Origin of the sequence: Bowmanella denitrificans (genome assembly GCF_039522935.1) — a bacterium.
Lineage (GTDB): Bacteria > Pseudomonadota > Gammaproteobacteria > Enterobacterales > Alteromonadaceae > Bowmanella > Bowmanella denitrificans.
In genome coordinates this window covers 230,215-255,432 of the sequence record NZ_BAAAEI010000010.1, presented here as the reverse complement: position 1 = coordinate 255,432, position 25,218 = coordinate 230,215, and the positions used below count along the sequence as shown (strand labels likewise).

24 protein-coding genes are annotated in these 25,218 nt (G+C 50.2%); 14 read left to right on the top strand and 10 right to left on the bottom strand.

Going from position 1 to position 25,218, the window contains the following annotated elements; translation table 11 throughout:
• Position 1: 1 nt before the first annotated feature.
• Together ABD028_RS10745 and ABD028_RS10740 are read right to left on the bottom strand one after the other, a co-directional pair.
• Positions 2-919, bottom strand: a complete 918-nt coding sequence (locus ABD028_RS10745; RefSeq protein ID WP_343844785.1) for a Gfo/Idh/MocA family protein — start codon at positions 917-919, stop codon at positions 2-4.
• A gap of 60 nt (positions 920-979) precedes the next feature.
• Positions 980-3,469, bottom strand: a complete 2,490-nt coding sequence (locus ABD028_RS10740) for a S9 family peptidase (RefSeq protein WP_343844783.1) — start codon at positions 3,467-3,469, stop codon at positions 980-982.
• A 159-nt stretch (positions 3,470-3,628) separates the two neighbouring features.
• Between ABD028_RS10740 and ABD028_RS10735 the strand changes: the two genes are divergently transcribed.
• Positions 3,629-4,174: a glutathione peroxidase gene (locus ABD028_RS10735; RefSeq protein ID WP_343844781.1), complete on the top strand. Its 546-nt coding sequence runs from the start codon at positions 3,629-3,631 to the stop codon at positions 4,172-4,174.
• Between the two features lie 12 nt (positions 4,175-4,186).
• Here the strand turns inward: ABD028_RS10735 and ABD028_RS10730 are convergent, their stop codons facing one another.
• Positions 4,187-5,167, bottom strand: coding sequence for a GlxA family transcriptional regulator (locus ABD028_RS10730; RefSeq protein WP_343844779.1), 981 nt, complete (start codon positions 5,165-5,167; stop codon positions 4,187-4,189).
• A gap of 149 nt (positions 5,168-5,316) precedes the next feature.
• Here ABD028_RS10730 and ABD028_RS10725 point away from each other — a divergent pair, with 149 nt between their 5' ends.
• Entirely contained in the window at positions 5,317-5,805 is a 489-nt protein-coding gene (locus ABD028_RS10725; protein ID WP_343844777.1) for an isochorismatase family protein, read from the top strand.
• A gap of 89 nt (positions 5,806-5,894) precedes the next feature.
• Here ABD028_RS10725 and ABD028_RS10720 read toward each other — a convergent pair whose 3' ends face one another.
• Positions 5,895-6,506, bottom strand: a complete 612-nt coding sequence (locus tag ABD028_RS10720; RefSeq protein WP_343844776.1) for an FMN-dependent NADH-azoreductase — start codon at positions 6,504-6,506, stop codon at positions 5,895-5,897.
• Positions 6,507-6,702: 196 nt separating this feature from the next.
• Between ABD028_RS10720 and ABD028_RS10715 the strand changes: the two genes are divergently transcribed.
• Complete coding sequence (locus ABD028_RS10715; RefSeq protein WP_343844773.1) at positions 6,703-8,112, top strand: DUF4397 domain-containing protein; 1,410 nt, start codon at positions 6,703-6,705, stop codon at positions 8,110-8,112.
• Positions 8,113-8,168: 56 nt separating this feature from the next.
• Here the strand turns inward: ABD028_RS10715 and ABD028_RS10710 are convergent, their stop codons facing one another.
• The 3 genes from ABD028_RS10710 to ABD028_RS10700 form a co-directional block, all read right to left on the bottom strand.
• A complete protein-coding gene (locus ABD028_RS10710) occupies positions 8,169-9,893 on the bottom strand; it encodes a potassium/proton antiporter (RefSeq protein ID WP_343844772.1) in 1,725 nt (574 codons plus the stop codon).
• A gap of 353 nt (positions 9,894-10,246) precedes the next feature.
• Positions 10,247-11,485 (bottom strand): cystathionine gamma-synthase family protein, encoded by a 1,239-nt coding sequence (locus ABD028_RS10705; protein ID WP_102798483.1) that lies wholly within the window; start codon positions 11,483-11,485, stop codon positions 10,247-10,249.
• A gap of 71 nt (positions 11,486-11,556) precedes the next feature.
• On the bottom strand, positions 11,557-12,150 hold the full coding sequence (locus ABD028_RS10700; RefSeq protein ID WP_102798482.1) for a lysophospholipid acyltransferase family protein: 594 nt from the start codon (positions 12,148-12,150) through the stop codon (positions 11,557-11,559).
• Positions 12,151-12,288: 138 nt separating this feature from the next.
• On the opposite strand from ABD028_RS10700, the gene ABD028_RS10695 reads away from it, so the two are divergent.
• From ABD028_RS10695 to ABD028_RS10680, 4 genes are all read left to right on the top strand, one after another.
• Positions 12,289-13,554 carry a S1 family peptidase gene (locus ABD028_RS10695; RefSeq protein ID WP_343844769.1) on the top strand — a complete coding sequence of 422 codons (1,266 nt, stop codon included), beginning with the start codon at positions 12,289-12,291 and terminating at the stop codon, positions 13,552-13,554.
• Complete coding sequence (locus tag ABD028_RS10690) at positions 13,545-14,504, top strand: FHA domain-containing protein (protein ID WP_343844767.1); 960 nt, start codon at positions 13,545-13,547, stop codon at positions 14,502-14,504. Before ABD028_RS10695 ends, ABD028_RS10690 begins: the two co-directional genes overlap by 10 nt.
• A gap of 3 nt (positions 14,505-14,507) precedes the next feature.
• The gene (locus ABD028_RS10685) at positions 14,508-15,278 is read left to right on the top strand and encodes an NRDE family protein (RefSeq protein ID WP_343844765.1); all 771 of its coding nucleotides are present in this window, start codon (positions 14,508-14,510) and stop codon (positions 15,276-15,278) included.
• A gap of 102 nt (positions 15,279-15,380) precedes the next feature.
• A complete protein-coding gene (locus ABD028_RS10680) occupies positions 15,381-16,568 on the top strand; it encodes an amino acid aminotransferase (RefSeq protein WP_102798479.1) in 1,188 nt (395 codons plus the stop codon).
• 60 nt (positions 16,569-16,628) lie between these two features.
• Here the strand turns inward: ABD028_RS10680 and ABD028_RS10675 are convergent, their stop codons facing one another.
• Complete coding sequence (locus ABD028_RS10675; RefSeq protein ID WP_343844763.1) at positions 16,629-18,581, bottom strand: methyl-accepting chemotaxis protein; 1,953 nt, start codon at positions 18,579-18,581, stop codon at positions 16,629-16,631.
• Between the two features lie 92 nt (positions 18,582-18,673).
• Entirely contained in the window at positions 18,674-19,351 is a 678-nt protein-coding gene (locus tag ABD028_RS10670) for a 1-acyl-sn-glycerol-3-phosphate acyltransferase (RefSeq protein WP_343844761.1), read from the bottom strand.
• A 93-nt stretch (positions 19,352-19,444) separates the two neighbouring features.
• Between ABD028_RS10670 and ABD028_RS10665 the strand changes: the two genes are divergently transcribed.
• The 5 genes from ABD028_RS10665 (at position 19,445) to ABD028_RS10645 (ending at position 22,800) form a co-directional block, all read left to right on the top strand.
• Positions 19,445-19,870, top strand: coding sequence for a hypothetical protein (locus ABD028_RS10665; RefSeq protein WP_343844759.1), 426 nt, complete (start codon positions 19,445-19,447; stop codon positions 19,868-19,870).
• A 126-nt stretch (positions 19,871-19,996) separates the two neighbouring features.
• Positions 19,997-20,473 (top strand): glycine zipper 2TM domain-containing protein, encoded by a 477-nt coding sequence (locus ABD028_RS10660; protein ID WP_172449459.1) that lies wholly within the window; start codon positions 19,997-19,999, stop codon positions 20,471-20,473.
• A gap of 54 nt (positions 20,474-20,527) precedes the next feature.
• A complete protein-coding gene (locus tag ABD028_RS10655) occupies positions 20,528-20,794 on the top strand; it encodes a PepSY domain-containing protein (protein ID WP_102798474.1) in 267 nt (88 codons plus the stop codon).
• Positions 20,795-20,800: 6 nt separating this feature from the next.
• Positions 20,801-21,475 (top strand): response regulator transcription factor, encoded by a 675-nt coding sequence (locus ABD028_RS10650; protein ID WP_102798473.1) that lies wholly within the window; start codon positions 20,801-20,803, stop codon positions 21,473-21,475.
• A gap of 5 nt (positions 21,476-21,480) precedes the next feature.
• Complete coding sequence (locus ABD028_RS10645) at positions 21,481-22,800, top strand: ATP-binding protein (protein ID WP_343844756.1); 1,320 nt, start codon at positions 21,481-21,483, stop codon at positions 22,798-22,800.
• On the opposite strand, the gene ABD028_RS10640 is transcribed toward ABD028_RS10645, so the two are convergent.
• The gene (locus tag ABD028_RS10640) at positions 22,772-23,818 is read right to left on the bottom strand and encodes an AI-2E family transporter (RefSeq protein WP_102798471.1); all 1,047 of its coding nucleotides are present in this window, start codon (positions 23,816-23,818) and stop codon (positions 22,772-22,774) included. The two genes, ABD028_RS10645 and ABD028_RS10640, sit on opposite strands and share 29 nt — an antisense overlap.
• Before the next feature lie 89 nt (positions 23,819-23,907).
• On the opposite strand from ABD028_RS10640, the gene folX reads away from it, so the two are divergent.
• Both folX and ABD028_RS10630 read left to right on the top strand, forming a co-directional pair.
• A complete protein-coding gene (gene folX, locus ABD028_RS10635) occupies positions 23,908-24,273 on the top strand; it encodes a dihydroneopterin triphosphate 2'-epimerase (RefSeq protein WP_102798470.1) in 366 nt (121 codons plus the stop codon).
• 23 nt (positions 24,274-24,296) lie between these two features.
• Positions 24,297-25,196 (top strand): TIGR01777 family oxidoreductase, encoded by a 900-nt coding sequence (locus ABD028_RS10630; RefSeq protein WP_343844754.1) that lies wholly within the window; start codon positions 24,297-24,299, stop codon positions 25,194-25,196.
• The last annotated feature ends 22 nt before the right edge of the window (positions 25,197-25,218 follow it).

Below are 25,218 nucleotides of genomic sequence, written 5' to 3'. Positions count from 1 at the left end.
ATCAGCACGCCCTGGTTAAGCGTTGGCAGATTTCTTCACATAGTCTGTGGCTGTTGAGGTTACGTCCAATTACCTCGTCAGCCAGTCTGCCGCTTTTTACCACCTCCAGCCAATGCACTAACATGGCATAAAAACCTTTGCTGTGTAGCATCGGCGTCCAGTCGGCCAACGCAAGTTGCTCTGCGCGATTTTCCGACCATCTGGTACCTCGCAGAAAACCATCCAGCTCCAGGGTTTGATTAAGCTGACTAAGCTGAATACGTTCGCAGGTCATGCCATAACATCTGTCCATTGAGGCATGATACATACCGCCGTCTGCATACCAATGACAATCCAGGCGGGCTAACTGCTGCCCGTCCATCTGACTGTATATCTGCATATCCGCGGGATTCACCCTGCCACTGAGGTTTACCCCATCCAGGGCATGAATGAAATCGTCAAACACAAAAGTGCGGATATCTCCGGGCTGGTTATGGCGGTGCTTTTCCCAGCGCATACTACGAATATCTTTGCTATTGGCTAATGCGGCACCGGCTTGTTGATGCAGCAAAGGCAGGTAGCGGCGATTGAAGCCAACAAACAAGGGGACATTAAAGCGGGCAGCCAACGCGTACAGCCTTTCACAATCAGCATAGTTGTCACACAAGGGCTTATCGACAAAAACCGCCACACGGCGAGCCAGAAAATACGCCGCCAATTCAAGATGGCTTGCGGTGGCACTATGGATCATTACCGCATCCAGCTCGGGCAATTGTTGGTAATCGGTATAGCTGTCTACAATCCGGTACTGCGCCGCCAGGCTGGCCAGCACCTGAGGGTTGCGGCTGCAAAAGAGCCACTCCACCTGTGGCCAGTGATGTAAAAGCGGCAGATAAGCCTTTTGCGCAATATCCCCAAGACCAATCAAAGCTATTTTCATATTTTGCTCCCTACATTCAAACAAAAGCCCCGCAATCGCGGGGCTGAAATGCAGACCGGATTAGTTGAGGTTTTCCTCGAACAGCTTATAAATGCGTCGATATTCATCCAGCCACGAACTGGGCTGACGGAATCCATGGGATTCAACCGGATAGATAGCCGTTTCAAAATCGGTTTTTTCCAGTTCAATTAAACGCTGTACCAGTCTGACCACATCCACAAAAAACACGTTATTATCCACCATAGGCGCATTGATCAGCAGCGGCTTATTGAGGCCTTCTGCATAATAAATCGGCGAACTGCGCTGGTAGGCAATATCATCCACCTGCGGTGTGTTAAGAATATTGGCCGTGTAAGGCGTATTGTAGTAAGCCCAGTCTGTAACCGGGCGCAAGGCCGCACCACACTGGAACAGCTCCGGGCTGGTAAACAACGCCATAAAGGTCATAAACCCGCCGTATGAGCCACCATAGGTACAAATGCGCTGAGTGTCGACATTGGCATTGGCGCCCAACCAGTTAACGCCATCCTGCAGATCCTGGATTTCCGGTGTGCCCATCTGACGATAAATGGCAGTACGCCAGTCACGGCCATAACCAGCTGACGCACGGTAATCCATGTCCATCACCACATAGCCCTGTTGTACCAACATGCTATGGAACATAAATTCACGGAAGTAGCCTGACCAACCAAGGTGGGAATTTTGCAAATAACCGGCACCGTGGTTAAAGATAACCGCTTTGCGTTTTTGCCCTTGCTGATAATCTGCCGGCAGATAAACCTTGGCATAGACCGGCTGGCTGCCATGGCTGGAAGGCACCGGAACCACTTTGGGCGCAATCCAGGGCATGGCTTTAAAAGCCTCACTGACCGTGTTAGTCAATTGCATGGGTTTAGCACCAACCTGCGCGGCCTGCACATACAGCTCTGGCGGACGGGTCACCTGGCTGTGGGTAAGCAACAGGCTCTGTTCATCCGGGCTAAGTACGTATTCGTTGTCACCGCCCAAATCAGTCAGGGCTTCAATATCGCCACTTTGCAGATTAACCCGGTAAATTTCGTAAATACCTGGGTGTTTGATATTCGCCCGGAAGTAGATAAATTTATCGTCACGGGTCAGGGTCAGCTTGTCCACCTCGTAGTCACCAAAGGTCAGGGCCAGCTCTTTACCCCCCAGTTCCTGGCGATACAACTGCGCATACCCGGATTGCTCCGACAGGAAATACAGGGTTTCGCTGTGATTCAACCAGCCAAAGCTGTTAAATCTGTAGTTTACCCAGGCCTTGTCATGCAATCTGTGCTGTGTCACCAGCTTACCTTTGGCCAGATCCACTGTAGCAATCCAGCGGTCTTTGTTGTCCCAGGCTTTGAGCATTACCGCCACCTGCTGACCATTGGCGTGCCATTTAATCGCACTCTCGCTCCAGTACCAGTCGGTAATCAGGCCGATGTCGCGCGGTAAACGGTTAGGCTGATATTTCTCTCCGTTGGCTCTGGCATTTTCGCTTTTCACGTCGGCCAGCACATCTTCATTGTATCCAGGTAGTTCCTGATAGCTCAGTTGCATCTGGCTGCCTGACTGCAAATCCAGTAACCACAATTCCTGGTTTCTCGGTTTGGCATCCGCCACTTTACGGCGCACGGCTTCCGATTTGATACGGCCATCTTCACCAATGTAATTGGGCATGATGTCATTATCATCGCGGCTGGGTTCATCTTTTTCTATGGCCAGGACCAGGCGTTTTCCATCGGGCGACAGGCTGGCTTCAGCGGTCTTAAATTGTGTGGCCAGGTAGAACGGCTGAGGGGTCAGACTGGCATTCTCAGCTTGCAGCTCCTGCTGATGATCGAATCTGGCCTGGCGCTCTGCCCGCTCCTTATTGACATACTGAATCAGCTTCAACTGCTTTTTGGCCAGATAGTCTTTAGGCTCCTGCACGGCCTTTGGCTTGTCGGCAAATTTCCAACTGGCCAGTTGGCGGGTCAAACCACTTTGCACATCAATTGCCAGAATACTGTCACCACTTTGATAGGCGATACGCCCGTCCAACAGGAACATAGGGCGCTGCACCCCGTCACTGCTGCGGGTGAGCTGGGTCACCTGTGCGGTTTTAAGATCTTTGACAAACAGGTTGCCCTCAAACACCCAGGCCGCTTTTGTGGCATCCTGGTTAACGATTCGGTTACCGTTATCGGTAAGATGCCGCTCGCCCAGAGGTACAATGCTGCCATTACCTTGCTGTCGGACAGAGGCTTGCCAGAGATCATTGACCGGACTGCCTTCGCGCTTTCGTTCATAACGCACGGATTGACTGTCCAGCCCCCAGTATGGGTTCTCGGGGAAACGCCCCATCCAGTCCGGATCTGCCATGATTTGCTCAAGACGAATTATATCGTCGCCCTGACTGACAGCCGCCTGTGCCTGGATGGGCTGTGGCAGCGGTTTGGTCTGCACACCTGACGTTGTATTTGATGTCTGTGAGGTAGTGGCACAAGCACTCAGACCTGCACAAATCAGCAACACCAGATAGGATCTTGTGGTTTTATACATATTGTTATGTTCCCGTGACTGATGGGGTGTGTGAACGAGCTATTAAAACGTAAAGTGTCGTTAATCGCCATGCTAATTGATCTTGTTGAAAGACAATGGCGTAAACCCAGTTCTTGTTGTACAACGAGTCTTATTTACCTCAAATTGAAAAGGACCACCATGAAAACGCGTTTGATTGCTTTGTTATTCAGTCTGGCTGCCGGCAGCGCTATGGCAGACCAATGCCCTGACCTGCTTAAATTTGTAAAGCGTAAGCTGAATTCTCAGGAAGAAGTAAATTTGTGCCAGGCCTATCAGGGAAAAACCCTGCTGATTGTGAATACCGCCAGTTATTGTGGCTTTACACCGCAGTTTGAGGGCCTGGAAAAACTCTATGCTGACTATCAGGATAAAGGTCTGGTGGTGTTAGGTTTTCCGTCCCACGACTTTAACCAGGAAGATCAGGACGAAGCCAAAACGGCGGAACTTTGCGAGCTGACATATGGGGTTAAATTCCCCATGTTCGAACCTATTGCCGTGCGGGGTGATGATGCCGATCCGCTATATCGCATGCTGGCTAAAAAATCCGGTACTACCCCCAAATGGAACTTCTATAAATATCTGGTCAACAACAAGGGAGACGTGGTGGAATCATTCGGCTCCCGCACCGAACCGCAGGATAAAGACTTTATCCAGACATTGGAAAAAACCTTGTCCGGCGAATAAGCCAGGTTTCACTCACTGGTCGGCGTTAGCCGACTGGTTTGTGTTGGTGCCAATAAAAACCTTACGCCATTGGCTCGGGCTGACATGGTGTTTGTTACGAAAATGCTGTCTGAACGACACCGCAGTATGAAAACCACAGCGCTGCGCGATCTGCTCAATAGAGAGACTGGACGTTTCCAGCAACTCACGACTCAAGCGTACTCTTTCACTGATTAGCCAGTCCACCAGAGTTAAACCGGTCGCACGCTTAAAATGGCGGGTAAAAGTGCGACGACTCATGGCCGCCGTGTCAGCCAGCTTTTCAATCCTGTGCTGCTTAGCCAGATGTTGCCTCAGATGGTCAAGCAGTTGGTTAATTTTTGCATCCTGAGTGGTTGCCGCCACCGGTTGTTCAATAAACTGAGCCTGCCCACCTTCTCGATGTGGCGCCACCACCATTACCCTGGCAACTTTGTTGGCCATGCTGGCACCATGATAGCGGCGCACTATGTGCAGACAACAATCCAGCCCTGCTGCCGTTCCTGCCGAGGTAATCAGATTATCGCTTTCCACGTACAACGCATTCAGATCGAGTTTCACCCTGGGAAAGCGCCTGGCAAAATCCTGCTCAGCCAGCCAGTGTGTTGAGGCCGGTTTGCCATCAAGCAGTCCAGCATACGCTAAGGCGTACACGCCGTAACATAAGCCGACAACGCAAGCACCGCGTGCATGGGCCCGCTGCAAAGCATCAACAAGCACTGGCTCAGGTGCCTGATGAATGTCATGCCAGCCGGACACCACCAGGATGTCCATATTGTCCATCTGTCGCACATCCCCAGTGGGTTTGACCGATACTCCGCCGCGCCCCAACTGATGTTCACTCGTAACCGCCAGGGTATGCAGGCTGAATAACGGGCCTTGCGGCAGTTGCAGACTGAAAACCATCTGCGGTACAGCAAAATGAAATGGGTTGAAGTCTGGGTAAACAACCACTCCTACTTGAGGTAAAGGCATAGGGTCTGGAATATCTTTAGCAACATTGGCCCAATTCTTTCGATATTTGTCTTTTGGGTCAATATTTCATGGCGCAATTTGCCTTGATAATCAGCGCTTCATTCATCGCAGTGCATCAGATTGATAGCCTGCCGTTAACGAGAACACCGATGCCAACCAACGCCCTACTAGTGATAGACATTCAAAACGACTACTTTCCTAATGGCGCTTTTCCTTTGCACAACGCGGAGAAAGCCTGTCAGGCAGCCTTACCTCTTATAAAGCAAGCCAAATCTGCTGGCTGGTTAGCGGTAGGAATACAGCATTTAAATAGCCATGATGCGACGCTTTTTGCCGCTGATACCCCTGGTGCTGAGTTGCACCCGAAAATTGCTGCTGCATTAGGCGATGCCCCAATTATTACTAAGCATCAAGCTGACAGTTTCTTTGCCACAGGATTGGCGCCGTTACTTGAACATCATGGCGTGCAAAACGTATATTTGCTGGGCATGATGACACAGCACTGTATTACCCATACGGCATTATCAAAACAATTGCCCGGCCAGGCATTTATTTATGCCAATGCCTGTGCCGCACCAACTCAATTTCTGCATGACCTGGCCATTCGCGGCCTGTCTGCCCATTGCCGAATGGCATAAAAAAAGCCCCGCCGGGCGGCGGGGCATAAAGAGCACACTCAACTAGGAACACACATTGTGAAGGCGTTGCCTTCACTCACTGCACTTATTCAGGCAACCATTTTTTCAATAAGTTCAGAAATTTTTTCATCTGCCTGAGAAAATCCCTGGTTAGCCGCTTCAGGCCCCATATTCAAGCCTTCGGCGTACACAAACTCCACCTCTGTCATGCCCATAAATGCCAGTACGTCTTGCAGATATTGGGTCTGACTGTCCTTAGGTGTGCCCTGATACAAGCCGCCACGGGCTGCCAGTACATAGACTTTTTTGCCTTCCAGCAGGCCAACCGGACCATTTTCCGTATAACGGAAAGTAATACCTGCACGCGCAACCCTGTCCACCCAGGATTTAAACACAGAAGGCACACCAAAGTTGTACATCGGCATACCGATAACAATAATGTCGTGCGCCTTAAGCTCCTCAATGAGTTTGTCTGACAAACCTGCCAGTCGCTGTTGTTCGTCGTTGCGCTGATCGGCGGGTGTCATCCATGCGGCCATCTCCGTCCCACTTAGATGTGGCAGGTCAGTACCGTCCAAATCGCGCTCAGTGATTTGAATGTCAGTCGCTTTAGCCAACTGCTGAACAAATTTTTCAGCCAGTTGCCAGGAATTACCTTGTTTACCATTCAGGCTTGAATTAATCAGAAGCAGCTTGTTCATCGCTCGTTCTCCAACAGGTTTAATTTAGAAGACGAGTGTATTTTAGTCGCACACATACGAAAGAAAATCACAAAAAAACGGCAAAACCATTCCAATAAATTGAACGTTTTATTTTCACACCCGAGGGAAAGGATGTGATCCCTCGCCGGATTATCCCCGTAGTTGAATTTGCCTAAACAACAATGAGGAGAAAACCATGCAAGGGATCACAAAGCTGTTGACGATCTCATTGATGACTGCCGCACTGACCGGGTGCTGGCTTGATGACGACGATGATCCGGCTCCCGTGCCAACCCCAACTCCAGAGCAACCCGCTCCAGAGCCTGCTGATGCCTTTGTGCGAATAACTCACGCCGTCGCTGATGCGCCGGGGGTCAATATTCTTGCGGGCAACAGCATACTGGCGGGCCTGGAAAATGTCGACTATCAGGTGTCATCGCCCTGGATCACAGTCGATGAGGGTAGCTATGACATTCAGGTGGATGCACGCTTGCCAGGGGATAATCTGGCAGCCGTCATAGGCCCGGTTTCATTAACTTTCACCGCAGACAAAAGCTACGACATTCTGGCTGTGGGTAAAGTCGAGACGATTGAGCCATTGGTGATCGAAAACGATGTCACTGACGTTAGCGCTGGCAATGCCAGAGTGCAGGTAGTGCATGGTGCGGCCGATGCACCGGCCGTGGATATCTACGTTACAGCGCCGGATGATGATTTAAGCAGTGCCCAGGCATTGGCCACGCTGGCATTTAAGCAATATACAGCACAAATGGAAGTGTCGGCTGGCGACTACCGAATCAGGATCACGCCAGCAGGTAGCCTGGATGTGGTATTTGACTCCGGTACCGTCACGCTACCTGATGGTCTGGACGCTATGGTCACCGCTACAGACAATGTAGGTGCTGGCAGTGCGCCGGTTAGTCTGTTGCTGTCTACACCAGAAGGCTCGAGCCTGATTTGGGATGCCAATGCAGGCGCACATTTACGCGTGGTGCACGGTGTGGCAGATGCACCCGCAGTGGATATTTTGCTGAATAATGCCACTACCCCGGCAGCTCCCACTCTCGATGCGCTTGCCTTTAAACAAGACTCAGGTTACCTGCCGGTAGCGGCTGGCGATTATCTGGTGGATGTGTTGGCTGATGCAGATAACAGCCTGGTGGTTATTGATGATGCTGAGTTGATGCCAGCGCAAGGCATGATTTACACGGTCATTGCACATAATCAACTGGCCGACATTGCTCTGGGCGTTTTAGCCGATACCCCCAGATCTTTGGCCACAGCGGCAAAAGTTCGCATCGTGCACGCATCGCCAACTGCAGGTGACGTGGATATTTATGTCACTCAGGATGATGATATCAGTGATGATGCGCCAGCTTTCAGTGCCGTCCCTTTCAGTTCACCAGACTTGGCCACAACTGGCTATGTGGAACTGGCAGAAGGCAGCTATTATGTCACAGTTACAGGGGCTGGCAGTAAAGATGCAGCCATTGGCCCGTTAATGCTGGAATTTACCGCAGGTCAGGTATTTACAGCAATCGCGCTGGATGGCGATGGTGGCGGACTGCCTCCGCAGGTCATACTGCTGGATGACAGCCAGCCTTAACGGTGTAAAATACGCACAGCAGGGGGAGCCAAAGGCTCCCCCTTTAAATCCGCTTGTCAGGCTTCTTTAATACCAACGCTTTCTATATTACCTGCCTCATCCACCTGACGCACGGTCAGCACCACCCCGCCCAGGGTAAGGTTGTCTCCCACCACAACACGCCGATGAAACTTACGGCCAAAAAAGGCCGCCAAGCTCAGCTGCCGCTTTTCCTCAGGTAACTCCCCCAGCGGATAAAACTCAGCGACTTCGGCCAGGGTCAGACTGGCATGCAGACTGAAAGCGCCAAAGAAATCACTTTCCCGTAGTTGCTTGCCTTCATTGCTGCTGGCCAGCACGCGACTGACGCTTTCCATATCCGCCACTCGCCCCATGACCAGCACCTGATCATCCTGCTTAAAGCGTAGCGCCGGGTCGGCCTGCAACCATTCATTGTCTCTGAGTACGCCGATAAAACAGGGACGATGAGTGAAATTCAGTTCCTGCCAATGATGTTCAAGCGCCAGACTGTCGGTGCCAATGGGAAAGCACCAAACTTCCAGAGGATCGGCACTTGGCAGCGATTCAAGCGGCACTCGCTGCGCCGGTTCGGGGGTTGGCGGCACTTCCAGCCCTAACCAACGCGCCAGAGGCGCCATGGTCCAGCCCTGTACCAGCAGAGAAATCAGCACCACGAAGAAGGCCACGTCAAAATACAGCGCCTGGTCTTCCAACCCGGATAACCAGGGATATAATGCCAGAATAATAGGGACTGCCCCGCGCAGCCCTACCCAACTGATAAACACCTGTTCCCGCCAGGGAAAGGAAAAGGGTGCCAGGCAAATCAGCGTGGCCAGCGGTCTGGCCACAAAGATAAGAATAAGCGCCACAGACAAAGATAAAGCGGCGTTATCCATCAGTTGTGAGGGTGTCACCAGCAGCCCCAGAATCAGAAACATTAAAATCTGCCCAAGCCAAGTCAGGCCGTCCTGCACCTGTAGAATATGCACCAGTTGTGGTAATCGCGCATTGCCTATCAGATACCCCATCAGGTACACCGCCAAAAAACCGCTGGCATTGGCTTTGGCAGTTAGTGAAAACACTAAAATGGCACTGGCCGCGGCCAGTAACGGCACAAAGGTGAAATCTAACGGAATACGCCGAACCAGCTGGATAAACGCCTGCCCCCCTATCCAGCCGGCAACCAGACCGATAACCAGTTGCCATAATACGTTAGTCCCCAGGCTGAGCATATCCAGCGACGCACCAGTAGCAAGCGCCGTGGTAAGGGTCATGGTCAGGATCACCGCCATTGGATCATTGGTACCCGACTCAATCTCAAGAGTAGAGGCCACACGCTGTTTTAAGGTCACGCCCCTGGACTGAAAAATGCCAAAAACCGCAGCAGCATCAGTAGAGCTGAGTAACGCACCAATCAGCATGGCGGTTGGCCAGGGCAAGTCAAATAACCACACTGCACCGGCCGCAGTGATAGTACAGGTCAGTGCCACACCAAGTGTGGACAGGCTGATAGCGGGCCAAAGGGCCACACGAAATCGGTCCTGATGGGTGCGCATACCGCCATCGAACAGAATAATGGCCAGCGCCAGGGAGCCGATAAAAAAACTCAGTTGCGGGTTGGCAAACTCAATACCCAGCACACCGTCTTCACCCGCCAGCATGCCAATACATAAAAACACCAATAATAGTGGTGCCCCTATCCGATTAGATAGCACACTGGCCAGTATACTGAACACCAGCAGTGCCCCACCCAGCAACATTATGCCCATCACATCATTCATGGTGTTTCCTTCAGGCATCATCCACTAAAGAATAAGATTACCACAAGCCAGGATGGGCACGAATTCCTTACCCCTTCAAATTCCCCCATTTCATCTGATTTTAAGAGTTCATCAACATGGGGCTAATCCGCTTCATTATACGCCCGCCAGGGATGGTGGTAGTGCAGAAAACGCAGGGAGCAGCTTTTCTGCCCGTCCATCCCTGGACATCGCCGATGAATGCTCCTGCCACATCGGCATACCGTCCATCCCTGGACATAACAAAGGCGCGAGATACGCGCCTTTGGGTTATCAGGTTTATGGTTCGAACTGACCTTCAATCAGCCTTCAATAGCTGGTCGTCAGAGTCACTGTCAGAGTTTATCCAGCGCTTGCTCGAAGTCGGCGATAATATCGTCAATATCTTCAATACCGACGCTGAGACGAATCATATTGTCGCTGATCCCGGCTTTGGCCCTTTGCTCCGCGCCCATTTCAAAATAAATGGTATGGGCGACCGGAATCGCCAGAGTACGGGTATCCCCCAAGTGCGTAGCATTTAACACCAGTTTCAGGTCATTTAAGAATGCGAAACAATCGGTACCTTCTTTTAGATCAAGGCTTAATATGCCGCCATATTGCGCAAACAGGTCACCGGCCAGATGATGTTGGGGATGGTCGCTCAGGCCAGGATAATACACCTTTTCCACCTTGGCATGGCTGGCCAGATAAGTGGCCAGGGTCAGTGCGTTTTTACAGATTTTATCCATACGCAGTGCCAGGGTTTCCATGCCGATGGATATCAGATGTGCGGAATCAGGAGTCAGACAACCGCCCATATCGCGCAGACCTTTCTTCTTAACCTGCAGTAATCCCCACATATGTGCTGGCTGGGATTTGTATGACTCATTGATATTAGGGAACGTCTGCCAGTCAAACAACCCGGTGTCCACCACTGCACCGCCCAGCACATGGCCATGTCCGGCTATGTACTTAGTTAACGAGCCAACCAGCATGGAGGCTTTAACCGACTTGGCGTCAAACAGATTGGCAGGGGTCATGGTATTGTCAACCAGATACAACAGGCCATGCTTTTCACACAACTTACCAATGCCTTTTAAATCCGGCACCTGAGTCACAGGATTGGCAATAGTTTCCAGGTACACGGCGCGGGTATTGGGTTGAATGGCCGCTTCCACATTGGCCAGATTGGTTGTATCCACTAAGGTGACATCAATGCCCAAGCCCCGCAGTGTATGGGCGAAGCTGTTGGTATTACCAAACAAAAACTGGCTGAAAATCAGATGATCGCCCTGCTTAAACAGCGCCAGCATAGTCGTGGTGATGGCAGCCATGCCTGTCGCAAAGGTCAGTGCGCCGACACCACCTTCTAATTGACTCAACATATTCTGCAGGGCGTTAATGGATGCCGAAGATTGGCGCGAATATGCATGACCGTTGTTGCGCCCCTGGAACACATCCACCAAGTCTTCAACCCGCTGGTACTCAAACAACACCGAGTTACTGGTTGCCTGATGCACCGCTCCATCCTGCGGTTGGTTAATCAGCCTGTCAGCATGCACCAACCTGGTAGTAAAACCTTTAAACTCCAAAACTCACCTCGTCATAGGCCTGTTCAGGCCATTTGCGGGCGACCATGCCGCCCGTAAAAATTGTGCTGTCGTTACGCCATATCTGGATGCCTGGCATGAACGGTGGCATAAAACTCTCGGATTTTAGCCATCTCTACGGCTATATCATCGCCGATTTCAAGCAAAGGACCAAATCCAATTACTTTTTTCTTATAATCAAGATAGACCAACAGCACCGGAACATTGGCTGCGCGAGCTATATGTAAAAAGCCGGACTTCCAGTGCTCCACCTTTTTACGCGTGCCTTCCGGCGCCACGCCCAACACCATATTCTGGCGGGCAAAGACATCAGCGACCTGTTGGACCAAGCCTTGCGGGGCACTGCGATCAACCGCAATACCACCAATTTTGCGCATCCACCAACCCAGCGCTCCTTTAAACAAGCTATGCTTGCCGAGGAAGGAAATCCTTAAGCGCAGGGCAAAGGCCGTGCCCAGTGCCACCACAAAGTCCCAGTTTGATGTATGCGGTGCCACACAGGCTACCATCTTGCCCAGGTTTGGAAATTGCCCTTCCATTTTCCAGCCTTTGAGTTTCAGTACTTTACAGCCAAGCCAAAACGTAAAGTTACCACCAATTCTTGGGACATTGTTGCCGATTTCCGGCATATTCAGTGAATCTTGCATAAAACCAAATTGTCATTACACCTACCCCATGATCCCTGAGGCAAACTCGCTTGTCGAGGAGATTTGATCGCGGATAAGCGTGGCAAAGCCCAGTAGCCTGAGGCAGAATGAGGCTATTCGTTTCTTTCTGGTATCACAATGAAGTTGATGTCTTTATTCAGGATTTTCATCCCCCTGCTCTGTTGTCTGAGCAATGCATCGCTGGCGGCACAGGAAAATGCCAAGGATGTTTTCGGACATTATCAACCGGCTTTGTTTCAAATTAGAATGATTGAAGTGGAGTCAGGCAATAAATCCTCTATCGGTTCAGGATTTCAGGTCAGTGCGGATGGATTGATTGTCACCAATTACCACGTTATCTCGGATTCTGTGTTTTATCCCAAAAAATACCGCATTGAATACCTTACCCACGAAGGTGAAACCGGCACCTTAAAGTTACTGCATATTGACGTGGTTAATGACCTGGCACTGGTGCAAAGAGAAACGGCAAATGCTCCCTTCTTTGTCCTGGGTGAAAATCTGCCGGCCCAGGGAGATAATATCTTTTCACTGGGTAACCCCCATGATTTGGGTATGATAGTGGTACCCGGAACATACAATGGTCTGAAAAAAAGCAGTTTTAACCAAAAGATCCATTTTACCGGTTCCATTAATCCAGGTATGAGTGGCGGCCCAACCGTCAATGCTTATGGTCAGGTGGTGGGCGTTAACGTAGCGACGGCAGGTAACCAGATTGGCTTTCTGGTGCCGCTGGCCCCCCTGCAGGCTTTGGTAAATAGGGCGGTTGATCCAACACCTGATGATTTCATGGCGGAAATCCAGCGCCAATTAATAGATAACCAACAACGTTTATTAACACCTTTTGTGGAAAACCCCTGGCCCATTGCCACCCTTGGACAAGCCCAAGTGGCGGGCGAAGTGGTGAGCTTCCTGCCCTGCTGGGGCGATTCCAACGCGAATGACAAAAATGCCCGCTACCTGACCGTGCAAAAGCGCTGCCGTTTGGATGAAGAAATCTACCTGCATCAGCGTTTACGTACCGGTACGCTGGAACTTGAATATGAATGGCTGACCTCCGACAAGCTGTCTTCCGCGACCTTTTACAACCTTTATGAGCAAGGTATGCAAAGCGCCGGGCCGGGCAATAATGCCGGCAAGGAGAATGTGACCAACTACAGTTGCCAGCAACAGCGTATGGCCAATAGCCATAACATGAAGCTGAGATTTGTTTTTTGTACTCGTGCCTATAAAGACTTTGACCAGTTATATGACGTGTTAATTCTCGGTGCCAGTTACGATCAGGCCAATCAGGGTCTGATCAGTCATTTCACCCTGGCCGGTGTTACTCAGCAAATGAGTCAGGCCTTTACGCAACGTTTTGTGGAGGCATTGGCATGGCAATAATTGTTGAAAAACTGGGGGGCAATAACCGTCAGGTCAAACACTTTCGCTTTGACCAACAGCAAATCAGCATTGGTCGTGGCTATGACAACGATATTCGTCTGGACGATCCTTATGTATGCGCAGATCATGTGCTGATTGAACAGGACCTGGATAGCGGCCAGATACGGATCAGTGACAAGCAGAGCGTTAACGGGTTGCGGGTAAACGGACTGGCCACAACGCAATCGGCTGTCACTAAACAGGATGTGATTGTCCTTGGTAAAACCCGCCTGCGTATATTTGACAGTGCAGAGCAGGTAGATCCTGCGCTACGCCTGAGTGTGATTGAATCCAGGCTGAACTTTCTTTCTCATTGGCGATTTGCGTTGCTGCTGGGCTTTGTTTACGCATTAGCGCTGACCTATCAGACCTATTTGAATACCTTTGTCGAATTTGAACTGGGCAAAATGCTGCCGCGGCTGATCAGTGATTTCCTAATTCTGTCGGCATGGCCCCTGCTGTTTGGCATGTTATCCAGGCTGCAGAAGCAGGATGCCAGGCTGGCCAGCCAGTATTCCATCGCTTTAATCATGGTATTAATCGGCATGGGGCTATCACTGATAAATCAATGGATTCAGTTTAACTATCCGCAGCTACCTGCCTGGAACCTGGTGGAACTAAGCGTATTGGCGCTGCTGCTGTTTGTGCTATTTTGGTTAACATTGCTAATTGCCTTTCACCAACCGACCTACAAACGCAATCGTATTGCCCTGGGTTGCAGCTTGATTCTGCTGTCTTGCATTATGGGTTGGCAGCAGATTAAACAAGCGGAGTTTACCCCCAGGCCCGTCTACCAGTTTATTTTGTTACCCGATAGCTATGCACTGGACGATGGCATGACAACCGATCAATTTATCCAAAGCTTGCAAGGCAGCTATGCAGATTCAGCCGCCAACAGAACAAAGAAATAGGCTATGTGCATCCTGTTTGTAGCTTTGAGGGCTCATCCCGAGTTTCCGCTGCTGATCGCGGCTAATCGTGATGAGTTTCATGCCAGGCCCACCACCCCATCGGGTTTTTGGCCCGCTGCCCCAGGCATTCTGGCTGGCAAGGATCTGCAGGCTGGCGGAACCTGGATGGGGGTAAGTGAGGATGGCCGGGTCGCCGCCCTGACCAATATCCGCGAACCATCGCAACACAAGGCAAATAGCCCAAGTCGTGGCCACCTTGTCAGCGGCTATCTGACAAATACCACGCCACAGGATTACGCCGCGGCCTTAAAGCGAAGCAAAACGGCTTACAATGGCTACAACCTGCTGTTTGGCAACTGGCAGAATCTGGCCGTTTACAATAACAAACGCGATGAGCTGACGATGCTTACCGACGGGATATACGGGCTGTCCAACGCCGACATCCACAGCCCCTGGCCTAAAACCAGTAAAGGGGTGGCGCGCCTGACGCAGTTCTGCCAGCAAGGGCAGACGAATACAGAAATCCTGTTTTCCTTGCTAAAAGACGATGTGCCCGCCGAAGACCATCTTTTGCCCAGCACCGGTGTGGCAAAAGAATGGGAAAAACGCCTGTCGGCCATTTTTATTCAGTCAGAGCAATACGGAACCCGCACATCAACCTTACTGATGGTCAACAAACATGCTCAGGCATCCTGGTATGAGCGCAGTTTTTCTGCGTCAGGGGTTGTTTACAAAGATGTCAGCTTTCACTTTCCACTTCGCGAATATCTATAACCATTATTGTCTAAAACGGCACTCGAATTTTGTCGTACTGCTGTCATAATAGGACGCCGTTTGCGCACCATACCAACCGCACATAATTAGTTGAGGGAAACCATGTTAGAAGTGCTAGAGCAGTTACCTGCCGATCCAATCCTTGGCCTGTCCGCCGCGTTCAAACAGGATGCCAACCCCAAGAAGGTTGACCTGGGTGTAGGCGTTTATAAAGACGAACAGGGCCGTACGCCAATTCTGCACGCCGTTGCTAAGGCACAGAATATTCTGCTGGCCAACGAGGATTCCAAAACCTACATCAGCCCGCAAGGTGTGCAAGGTTTTATCGACGGTATGCTGGAACTGCTGTTAGGTAAAGGCCACAAAACCCTCATCGAACAGCGTGTCGCCGCCGTTCAGGCGCCAGGCGGATGCGGTTCTTTGCGTATTCTGTCTGAGCTGCTGAAGCGTGCAAACGGTGATTTAACCGTGTGGGTCAGCGACCCCACCTGGGCCAACCATATTCCACTGATTGGTAGTGCCGGCCTGAAAATTAAAACCTACCCCTACTTCGACAAAGAACAAGCCGGCATAAAGTTCGATGAAATGGCGGCTTGTCTGGCCCAGGTCAGCAAGGGCGATGTGGTGCTACTGCACGGCTGCTGTCACAATCCGACCGGTGCAGACCTGACTAAAGAGCAATGGCACAAAGTATTGGAACTGGCCCAGCAGCGAGAGTTTCTGCCGTTTTTGGATATTGCCTATCAGGGCTTTGGTGATGGTGTAGAAGAAGACGTCTACGGTTTGCGCCTGCTGGCCGACAACCTGCCGGAAGTGATTGTTGCGGCATCCTGCTCGAAAAATTTTGGCTTGTATCGTGAGCGCGTTGGTCTGGCCGCCATGATTTGCGCCAATAATCAGGTGCGTAATGCTCTGCAAAGCCAGATCCAATCTATCGCCCGGGCTATCTACTCGATGCCACCTTCCTACGGTGGTGCACTGGTAGATATTATTCTTAACAGTGAAGAGCTGAAAGCTCAGTGGCTGGGTGAAGTCACCGAAATGCGCGAGCGTATGCAGCAGTTACGCCGCTTGCTGGCCGACAAAATCAAAGAAAAAAGTGGTAGGGACTTTGACTTTATCACCCGCCAGAAAGGCATGTTCAGTTACCTGTGTATCAGCCCTGAACAGGTAAAAAAAATGCGTAGTGACAATGCCATCTATTTTGTTGATTCCAGCCGGGTCAATATTGCCGGTATCAGTCACCAGAATGTTGACTATATTGCCGAAGCGCTGGTTGCAGTTCTGTAATCAGACCGCCAACCAGGAAAAGAAAGCCGCGTTAAAGCGGCTTTCTTGCTTAACGCCTGACTAAGCCACTTTAAATCGCTCACAGCTCTGTTTCAGATGCTTGGCAAGCTCATACAGGTTATTTGAGGATTGCACAGTATCACTGGCTTCTTCGGCAGTGCCTTTGGCGATCAGATTAATATCTCCAACACTGCGGTTGATTTGCTCAGCAACCAGGTTTTGTTCTTCCGATGAACTGGCAATCTGGTGATTCATATCATTGATGGTTCCTATGGCAGCAATGATGTTTTCCAGCGCACTATTGGTTTCCAGCGCGGCAGTAGCCGTTTGTTCGGCTTCGTGGGTGGTTTTGAGCATGGACTCAACCGAGCGCTTGGTCTGGTTCTGCAAACTGGACAACTTCTTCTGTATTTCTTCGGTGCTGTCCTGGGTGCGACTGGCCAGTGTGCGAACTTCATCGGCCACCACAGCAAAGCCCCGCCCCTGCTCTCCAGCTCTCGCTGCCTCTATAGCTGCATTCAGCGCCAGCAGGTTGGTTTGCTCTGCAATGCCACCTATGACCCCCAATATGCCGCCAACGTTTTCTGCTTCCTGCTCAAGACCCGTTATCATTTCACTGACAGAACGAATGTTCCCTACCAACTTGTTAATGTTTTGCCCGGTGGTGGCCACCACTTGTTGCCCCAATTGCGCCTGGTGATCGGCTTCTCTTGCCGCATCTGCTGCATTGTGCGCACTTCGGGTAATTTCCTGTACGGTCGTTGTCATTTCCTCCATGGCCGTGGCTGTTTGCGTTAACATATGCATCTGATTTTCTGAATTATCCGCCGTCTGGCGAGTGACCTGTGACAAGCCCTGTGCCGCGACAGTCAGCTCGTCACTGGCCGCATTAATCTGTTTAATTAGCCCGGAAAGTTGTTCCACCATTTGCATAGTAGACGCATAGATGCCGGTCAGGGGTTTAGAACTTGATGTTTTGGCCAAAGTAAAATCCCCTGATGCGACTTTCCTGACGATGGCTTCAATATCTCTTGGTTCGCCGCCAATGGGGCGAATCACCAGGTTACTGACCACAAAGGTGACTGAACTGGCAATTACCACCGATGCAACGGCAAGCATGATGGCCTCCCACTCCACTTTTTTGTTATATGCAATCGCCTGCTGTCCGGTATCTCGCTCTTCGGTTTCAATAAGGTCAGCAACACCTTTAAGTTCTGCCAATACCTTTGGGCCTATTTGATTTAACTGCCCATCGATTAGTTGGTTCCGCTTATTGATAATTTCATGCAAGCTGACAAAGGCTCTTTCATACTCGCTGGTCAGTTGCTGACATTGCTGGACCAGAGCTTTGCCTTGAGCGCTGCTTATGCCAGACAGCGTGGTTAATTTCATCTGAAGGTCTGAAAGCGCCTGATTCGCCTGCCGGGCGTCTTCGACATTATTCGTTTTGATATATTTATTTGCAGCCAGCCGTGCCTGCATAAGATGCTCCAAAGCCAATGCCACTTTAAATCCAACTTCCCGGTCATCAATTTGCTGACTAAGCCGCAGAAGGTCGTGCAAGCTGCCTAATGCCTGAGGTCCTACACTATCCATAACAATAACCTGCTTGTTGCGCTGTCGAAACAACACTTCGACCTGGTTGAATACGTCCTGATACTGAGATATGGCGGTGACAATGTTATCTACCGCACTGGTAAATTCAGGCCTATGCAATTGTTGCCGGGTATTAGTTGCTTCTTCATTTAGCAACTTTACCGTATCAGCAATGGCATTGAGATTGGTCTCGCTGGGCTGCTTGAGAAAATTAATCACCGATATGCGCATTTCCATCAACGAAATCGTCATATCCTGGACTACCGAGCGGTCGATATTCAGTTGCCGATAGGTCTCAAGATTATTGTTACCTTTTGACAGAGCCACATAGGCCAATGCCACAACAACAAAAATAATGGCAACCAAAATCATAAAACCGCTGGCCAACTGCTGACGCAACGTAAGTTTAGAAAACACGCGAACCTCCAGATTAAGTTTGCCAATTCCATCGACAAGTTATCCTGTCAAAAGTGTAGAAAACTTAATCTATTTAGCGAGTTTGCTAATTTTCAGGGTACAAAGGCGTCCAGCCGGGCGTTCATATCCGCCATCACTTTGGCCTTAAAATTGACTTCACTGCGCTGGTTGACTGTTTGTTTGTATGCTTGAATATCCACAATCTGCAAATTAGCGGTCAGCGTTTTAAACAGCCTTGGCAACTTCTCGCCGGGGCATTGAATATGATGCAGCCCGCCACTGTAAAGAAACAGCATTTTGCCGTTATCAAGCCGCGCCAAAATATCCGCCACTCCACCTCGGACACTCATCGGTTTACCGTCCTTGTCCAGGCCATTACGCCTTTTCATTCTGCCTTCCGGCAGGATGGCAGTAATCACATCGGTATTGACCAGAGACAGAAAATGCTCCCATGACTCATCAGCCTTGCGGGTAATAGGGATCACACCCGGCAGTAAGGTCTTCAGCAACGTGCCGGCCAAGGGTCTGTCGAGGGTAACATCCGCGCCTGGCACGATAACTTTATGGGCAATTAGCCATACAAACGACCAGGGAGCAAAGCGGATAAACAACGGCTCGAACAGACTGGTATGATTCAGAAAAACTACCAGCCGGACATCTTTCAGTGATGATTCCTGTTCTTTACTTAACCAGTTTGGCTGACCACGATAAAACATATGGGCTAAAACTTTCACCAGTCCCATCAACAGAAAACTCAGAAATTTAGTCACATTCTGTCACTCCTTTCGCGTCCGCATATTTATCTTAAAGGAAATTCTGTGCAGGCCGATACCTGTTGTGAAAGCGCAAGACGGAGTCACACAATGTCCAAACAAGTTAGCCTTAAAGCACGCAAGCTATTCGCTGCCACACTGGCATTGTTGGCCACTTTGTCCTTATCTGCCTGTATCCAAAGCCAATCCCTCACTGCGGCTCCTCAGGATCCTCAGTTGGCTCAGCAGGCCCTGAAACGCGTCAATCATAGCTTTAAAACCTCCTTTATGATGGGCGACTGGTATTATCAAGGGGCACAGGTAGTTAAAGGTAGCATTAATGCCTATATCCAAATTCCAGCAAAACTGGATATAGAACTGGAATACCAGCAAAACTACTTACGTCAGTCGGTTTGCCCTTCCAAAGAGCAACATGACTTCTGGCAGGAAATGGGGCAAATGTCGTTGTTTGTGCATATTTACACCTTTAATAAGAAATTCAGTGTGCATGCCGAATGTGCTAATCCTTTGGCCTAAATCATGCCAGGGCTGAACGGCAGGGGCTAAGGCCCCTGTTTTGTTTTCTAGCTTAAGAAAAAGTTCAGCCAATATTCATGCTCGTCGTCCTAATCTAAGCATAACAACTGGATGAGGATGCAAAAGATGAAAGCCTGGTTTATCCCATTATCAATGCTGGCTTTAAGTACCAATCTACAAGCTGCTGAGCGTTACGATTACGCCAAAGTAAAGCAGGTAACACCTATCTACGAAACCATTCTGCTAAGTAGCGAACCCGAGCAAGTATGCTACACCACGGGCAGACGCCATGATGCAACACCAACCGTCGTTGGCGCCATCATTGGCGGCGCCGTAGGCCATGCTTTAGGCCATAGTTCCTCAAACAAGAAGGTCGGTATGGTGGCCGGTGCTGCGTTGGGTGGGGCCATTGGTCATGATGTTGGCCGCAATAGTTATCGGCAAGTCTGCGAAACCCGGCCAGGAACGCAACGTCGAATCAGAGAATTGACCGGCTATGATGTGACCTATCAATACAAGGGTGATCTGTATCACACTGTGACTCAGCAGCACCCAGGTAAACGCCTGAAGGTAAAAATAAATGTCAGCCCTGCGTTTTATTGATAGCGCCTTTACAGGTAGACTTGTCGATATTAAGACAAGTCTAAGGTAGTGATAATGAAATTGGGCAAGGTGCTGATTTTCTTACTAAGTTGCATGGTCTGCTGCACGGTTCAGGCACAACAAGACAAGGATCAGTTAAATGAAGCCCAGGCAGCCAAGCGCGCCAAACAACAGGTGGATGGCCGCGTATTGAAAGTTGAGCAGCAAAAGGACAACTATCGGGTCAAGGTTTTGCAAAAAAATGGCCGGGTAGTGACGGTGGATGTGGATAAAAAATCCGGCAAGGTCACGCAGAACAAAAACCACAAAGACAGGAAGTAATGTCTGATGCGAGTACTGATAGTTGAAGATGATGCCAGACTGTTAACTCAGTTGGATCAGTTAATGCAGCAAAATGGCTATAGTGTGGACTTAGCCGATGATGGCCAGAAGGCTTTGTTTCTATTCCGCGAATATCCCTACGATTTAGCCATTGTGGATATCGGCTTGCCGGTGTTAGATGGACTTGATCTGATTCGCCAGGTACGTAAGGACCATGTTACCAGCCCGATCCTTATTCTGACCGCACGGGATCGCTGGCAGGAAAAAGTAGAAGGTCTGGAAGCCGGTGCCGATGACTATCTGACTAAACCTTTCCATAACGAAGAACTGCTGGCCCGGGCCAAGGCCCTGATACGGCGCGCTGCAGGTCAACCAAATCCAGCTATCGAACGCGGCCCCATTCGCTTGGATACGCTCTCAGAGGAGGTTTTCGTCAACAACGCCTACGTAGAACTTACCGCATATGAGTATAAGGTGCTGGAATATTTGTTGATGAACCCCAACAAGATTGTCTCCAAGACCGAGCTTACCGAGCATATTTATGATCAAGACTTCGATCTGGACAGCAATGTGATTGAGGTATTTATTGGCCGCCTGCGTAAAAAAATTGACCCAGATGGTAGTATCAAGCCCATAGATACCTTACGTGGTCGTGGTTACAGAATAAGCCGACAACTTTGACAAATATGCGTAAGTGGTCACTCAAGGCCCGCAGTTTTGCTGCCGCTCTGCTGGTTTTATTGGTTTTTTTACCCTTAACGGCCCTGACCCTTGAGCGAGCCCATACCAGCAGCCTGACACAATCCATGCAGGATCAGTTGCGCATTCAGAATCTGGGCCTGATATCTGAGTTTGAAGTGGTTAGGGGCGTGATTCAGATGCCGGAAACCCTGTTTAATAACAGTCTGAATATTCCTGACTCTGGTACCTATGCACTTATCTCTATGCACAGACTACCGCTTTGGCAATCCGAATCCACTTTGCATTGGCAAAAAGTCCCTGAACTACAACGCCCTGCCGTAGGAGAAGAACTGTTTCTGTCCAAGCAGATTAACGGTCGTACTTTCTTTCAGTTCAGCTACACCGCCGAATTTGAAGACAGAGAGCTGATGTTCCCGGTGACCTTCCATATCCTGATGGAAGGACGTTTATTCGACACCGAGCTGGCTACATTCCGTTACACCCTATGGCAGTGGCTGGCCTTAGTGGCTGTGGTACTCATTGCGTTACTGGCATTTAGTCTCAACGCGGCTTTGCAACCTATTGGTGATTTGGTTCGGCAAATCAGTGATGTGGAATCAGGGCAAACGCGCCGTGCCGAGGGCAACTATCCACCTGAGTTGGAACATTTGAAAGCCAGTCTGAATCATCTGCTGGACTCAGAACAGCAGCAACGCAACCGCTATCATAATAGCCTTGGCGATCTGGCCCATAATCTAAAAACGCCACTGGCGGTGTTAAAAGGTAACCCGGAAATCCCCGCCAGTGCCCATGAACCATTGGAACAAATAGAGAACATTATCGCCCGCCAACTGAAACGTGCGGTGGCCGGTGTGGGTAGCGGCTGGCAACAGGCTGAACCGCTGGCGCCGTTGCTGCAAAAGCTGATTAACGCCATGGCCAAAGTGCATGCCGACAAACAGTTGGACATTCAATTGCTGGATCCCAGTGCACTGAGGCTACCGGGTGATACAACTGATCTGATGGAGTTGTTTGGCAACCTGCTGGACAACGCCTGCAAAGCCGCCAAAAAGCAGGTCAGAATCAGCCTGCACCTGAATAGCCAGTTGTGCATTGATATTGAGGACGACGGTCCTGGGATCCCAGCAGACCAGCGCCAAACTCTGTTGAATCGGGGCAGCCGGCTGGACACCTACGCCAGCGGCCAGGGAATTGGCATGGCGGTAGTGTCAGACTTAGTCGCCGCGTACAATGGCACGCTATTACTGCGTGACTCTGAACTGGGCGGGGCCAGAATCAGTCTGCGTTTTGCACTGCCGGTTTAACATCGTCGCCCAGCAGCAAGGCAAACCAACGCCCCCCTTGGGTCGATTCAAGGGCAATCTTAACAATCATGGTTAGCGGTACAGACAGCAACATGCCTACCGTACCCAGCAGCCAGCCCCAGAAAATCAACGACAGAAATACCACCAGGGTAGATAAACCCAAACCACGGCCCATAAAGCGCGGCTCGATGACATTGCCCATCAGGGTATTAATCACCACATAGCCAATCGCCACCAGGCCAGCGGTTCCGGGCCCTAGCTGTACCAGCGCCAATAACACTGCAGGCACTGCGGCAATAATGGAACCAATATTGGGAATATAATTGAGCAGAAAGGCCAACACGGCCCACAGCAGAAAATGGTCCACATCCAACAAATACAGCATCAAGCCAGCCAGGAAGCCGGTGCCCAAACTGACCAGGGTTTTGATGGCCAGATAATCCTTGATTGAAGATAAAAAGCGATCAATCTGCTGAATCTTCATGGCTGGATCATCCAGGGCGATATGTACCTTGCGCGGCACAGACTCGGCTTCAAACAACATAAATACCACAGTAAGCAGGATCAACAGGAAATTGGTCATCACCGCGCCTACCCCGGAGAGTAAATTGGATGCCATATTCATGGCTAGGCCAGGGTCCAGGTAAGACAGCAGTTGTGTGCGATCCAGATGAATGTTCAGATTGGCCAGCTGCCCTACCAACCAGTTTAATTCACCGGCCAGTTGTTCCTTATAAACAGGTAGATTTTGGGAAAATTCATTCATGGAATTTCCCACCAGGCCTGCCAGCATAAATCCAAAAATCACGATCAGCAGTATTACTAGTATTACCGACAGCCAGCGTGGTACCCGATAGCGACTGGCCCAATTAATCAACGGGTTACAGGCCATGGCAATGAAAACCGACAGCAGAAAAGGCACCAGGATCGTGCTGGCGGCTTTTACACCGGCCAGAATGATGACCAGCGCTGCCATAGTCAGCAGAACTTTGGAGGAAGACGAACGTTTAATTTCCATATTCAAAGGAGATTGGCCTCAGGTTGTGGCAAAATTACCAAAAAGCCACTGTGTTTAAAATAAATTAAGTCATTAACGGATGTACTCAGATGCAGCTTAACCCAGCCACAATTCGTATCAAGAACCTGCGCTTACGCACTTTTATCGGCATTAAGCAGGACGAGATTGATAACAAGCAGGACGTGTTAATTAATGTCACTATCAGATACCGTGCTGAACAGGCTACCAATAGCGACGATATGCAGGATGCCCTGAACTATCGTACTATCACCAAACGCATTATCGATTTGGTGGAAAACAACCGATTTTCGCTGCTAGAGAAACTCACCTCAGATGTCTTGGCTATTGCCGCAGAGCATCCCTGGGTTATCCATGCCGAAGCAGAAGTGGATAAACCGCACGCATTGCGTTTTGCTGATTCTGTCTCTCTGTGCTTATCTTGTAGCAAGGCCTGAACAGCTAAGGATTTTTCGGCATTATGCAGATTTTGATGACTGGCGGCACCGGGCTAATTGGTACCAGACTATTGTCCCGTTTGCCAGAAGGCTATCAGGTCACAGTGTTAACCCGCAATCTGGCCGAGGCCGAACTGGCGTTGGGGCGGCGGGCTGCCTGGATATCCTCACTTAAGGGACTACAAAACCTGGATGGCTTTGATGCTGTCATAAATCTGGCCGGAGAGCCCATCGCAGATAAGCGCTGGAGTGAAGAACAAAAGCAGCGGATTTGTCAGAGCCGCTGGCAACTTACCGAGAAACTGGTGGAACTCTGCCAGTCCAGCGTGCATCCACCCAAGGTCTTCCTTAGCGGGTCAGCCGTAGGCTACTACGGACGCCAGGGCGATGACTTCATCAGTGAATATCATCAGAGCCCGCATAACGAATTCAGTCATCAGCTTTGCGAACGCTGGGAAAAAATCGCCCTGGAAGCCCAGTCCCCCAGTACCAGGGTATGTTTGCTCAGAACCGGGATTGTCTTGAGCCGCAAGGGTGGCGCATTGGTTAAAATGCTGCCGCCTTTTCGCATGGGATTAGGGGGAAGAATGGGCAGTGGCAAGCAATTTATGCCTTGGATCCATATCAGTGATATGGTGGCCGCCATGCGCTTTTTGCTTGAAACACCGGATTGCCAGGGGCCCTATAACCTTTGCGCGCCGAACCCGGTGACGAACACCAAATTCAGCCAGACTTTGGCTAAAACATTAGGGCGGCCTTGTTTATTCCCTATGCCTGCATTTGTACTTCGCGGCCTGTTTGGTGAAATGTCCGATTTATTACTGTACGGCCAACGGGTGATCCCCAAACGCCTGGAAGAGGCTGGCTTTCATTTCCAATTCCAGCAATTGGATAAAGCATTGCTGAATCTGATAAAGGGCTAAAAAGTAAGCCTCAACATATGTT

Coding starts and splice junctions, on each gene's coding strand:
- ABD028_RS10745 (WP_343844785.1), bottom strand. CDS start 919: ATGAAAATAGCTTTGATTGGTCTTGGGGATATTGCGCAAAAGGCTTAT.
- ABD028_RS10740 (WP_343844783.1), bottom strand. CDS start 3,469: ATGTATAAAACCACAAGATCCTATCTGGTGTTGCTGATTTGTGCAGGT.
- ABD028_RS10735 (WP_343844781.1), top strand. CDS start 3,629: ATGAAAACGCGTTTGATTGCTTTGTTATTCAGTCTGGCTGCCGGCAGC.
- ABD028_RS10730 (WP_343844779.1), bottom strand. CDS start 5,167: ATGCCTTTACCTCAAGTAGGAGTGGTTGTTTACCCAGACTTCAACCCA.
- ABD028_RS10725 (WP_343844777.1), top strand. CDS start 5,317: ATGCCAACCAACGCCCTACTAGTGATAGACATTCAAAACGACTACTTT.
- ABD028_RS10720 (WP_343844776.1), bottom strand. CDS start 6,506: ATGAACAAGCTGCTTCTGATTAATTCAAGCCTGAATGGTAAACAAGGT.
- ABD028_RS10715 (WP_343844773.1), top strand. CDS start 6,703: ATGCAAGGGATCACAAAGCTGTTGACGATCTCATTGATGACTGCCGCA.
- ABD028_RS10710 (WP_343844772.1), bottom strand. CDS start 9,893: ATGAATGATGTGATGGGCATAATGTTGCTGGGTGGGGCACTGCTGGTG.
- ABD028_RS10700 (WP_102798482.1), bottom strand. CDS start 12,150: ATGCAAGATTCACTGAATATGCCGGAAATCGGCAACAATGTCCCAAGA.
- ABD028_RS10695 (WP_343844769.1), top strand. CDS start 12,289: ATGAAGTTGATGTCTTTATTCAGGATTTTCATCCCCCTGCTCTGTTGT.
- ABD028_RS10690 (WP_343844767.1), top strand. CDS start 13,545: ATGGCAATAATTGTTGAAAAACTGGGGGGCAATAACCGTCAGGTCAAA.
- ABD028_RS10685 (WP_343844765.1), top strand. CDS start 14,508: ATGTGCATCCTGTTTGTAGCTTTGAGGGCTCATCCCGAGTTTCCGCTG.
- ABD028_RS10680 (WP_102798479.1), top strand. CDS start 15,381: ATGTTAGAAGTGCTAGAGCAGTTACCTGCCGATCCAATCCTTGGCCTG.
- ABD028_RS10665 (WP_343844759.1), top strand. CDS start 19,445: ATGTCCAAACAAGTTAGCCTTAAAGCACGCAAGCTATTCGCTGCCACA.
- ABD028_RS10660 (WP_172449459.1), top strand. CDS start 19,997: ATGAAAGCCTGGTTTATCCCATTATCAATGCTGGCTTTAAGTACCAAT.
- ABD028_RS10655 (WP_102798474.1), top strand. CDS start 20,528: ATGAAATTGGGCAAGGTGCTGATTTTCTTACTAAGTTGCATGGTCTGC.
- ABD028_RS10650 (WP_102798473.1), top strand. CDS start 20,801: ATGCGAGTACTGATAGTTGAAGATGATGCCAGACTGTTAACTCAGTTG.
- ABD028_RS10645 (WP_343844756.1), top strand. CDS start 21,481: ATGCGTAAGTGGTCACTCAAGGCCCGCAGTTTTGCTGCCGCTCTGCTG.
- ABD028_RS10640 (WP_102798471.1), bottom strand. CDS start 23,818: ATGGAAATTAAACGTTCGTCTTCCTCCAAAGTTCTGCTGACTATGGCA.
- folX (WP_102798470.1), top strand. CDS start 23,908: ATGCAGCTTAACCCAGCCACAATTCGTATCAAGAACCTGCGCTTACGC.
- ABD028_RS10630 (WP_343844754.1), top strand. CDS start 24,297: ATGCAGATTTTGATGACTGGCGGCACCGGGCTAATTGGTACCAGACTA.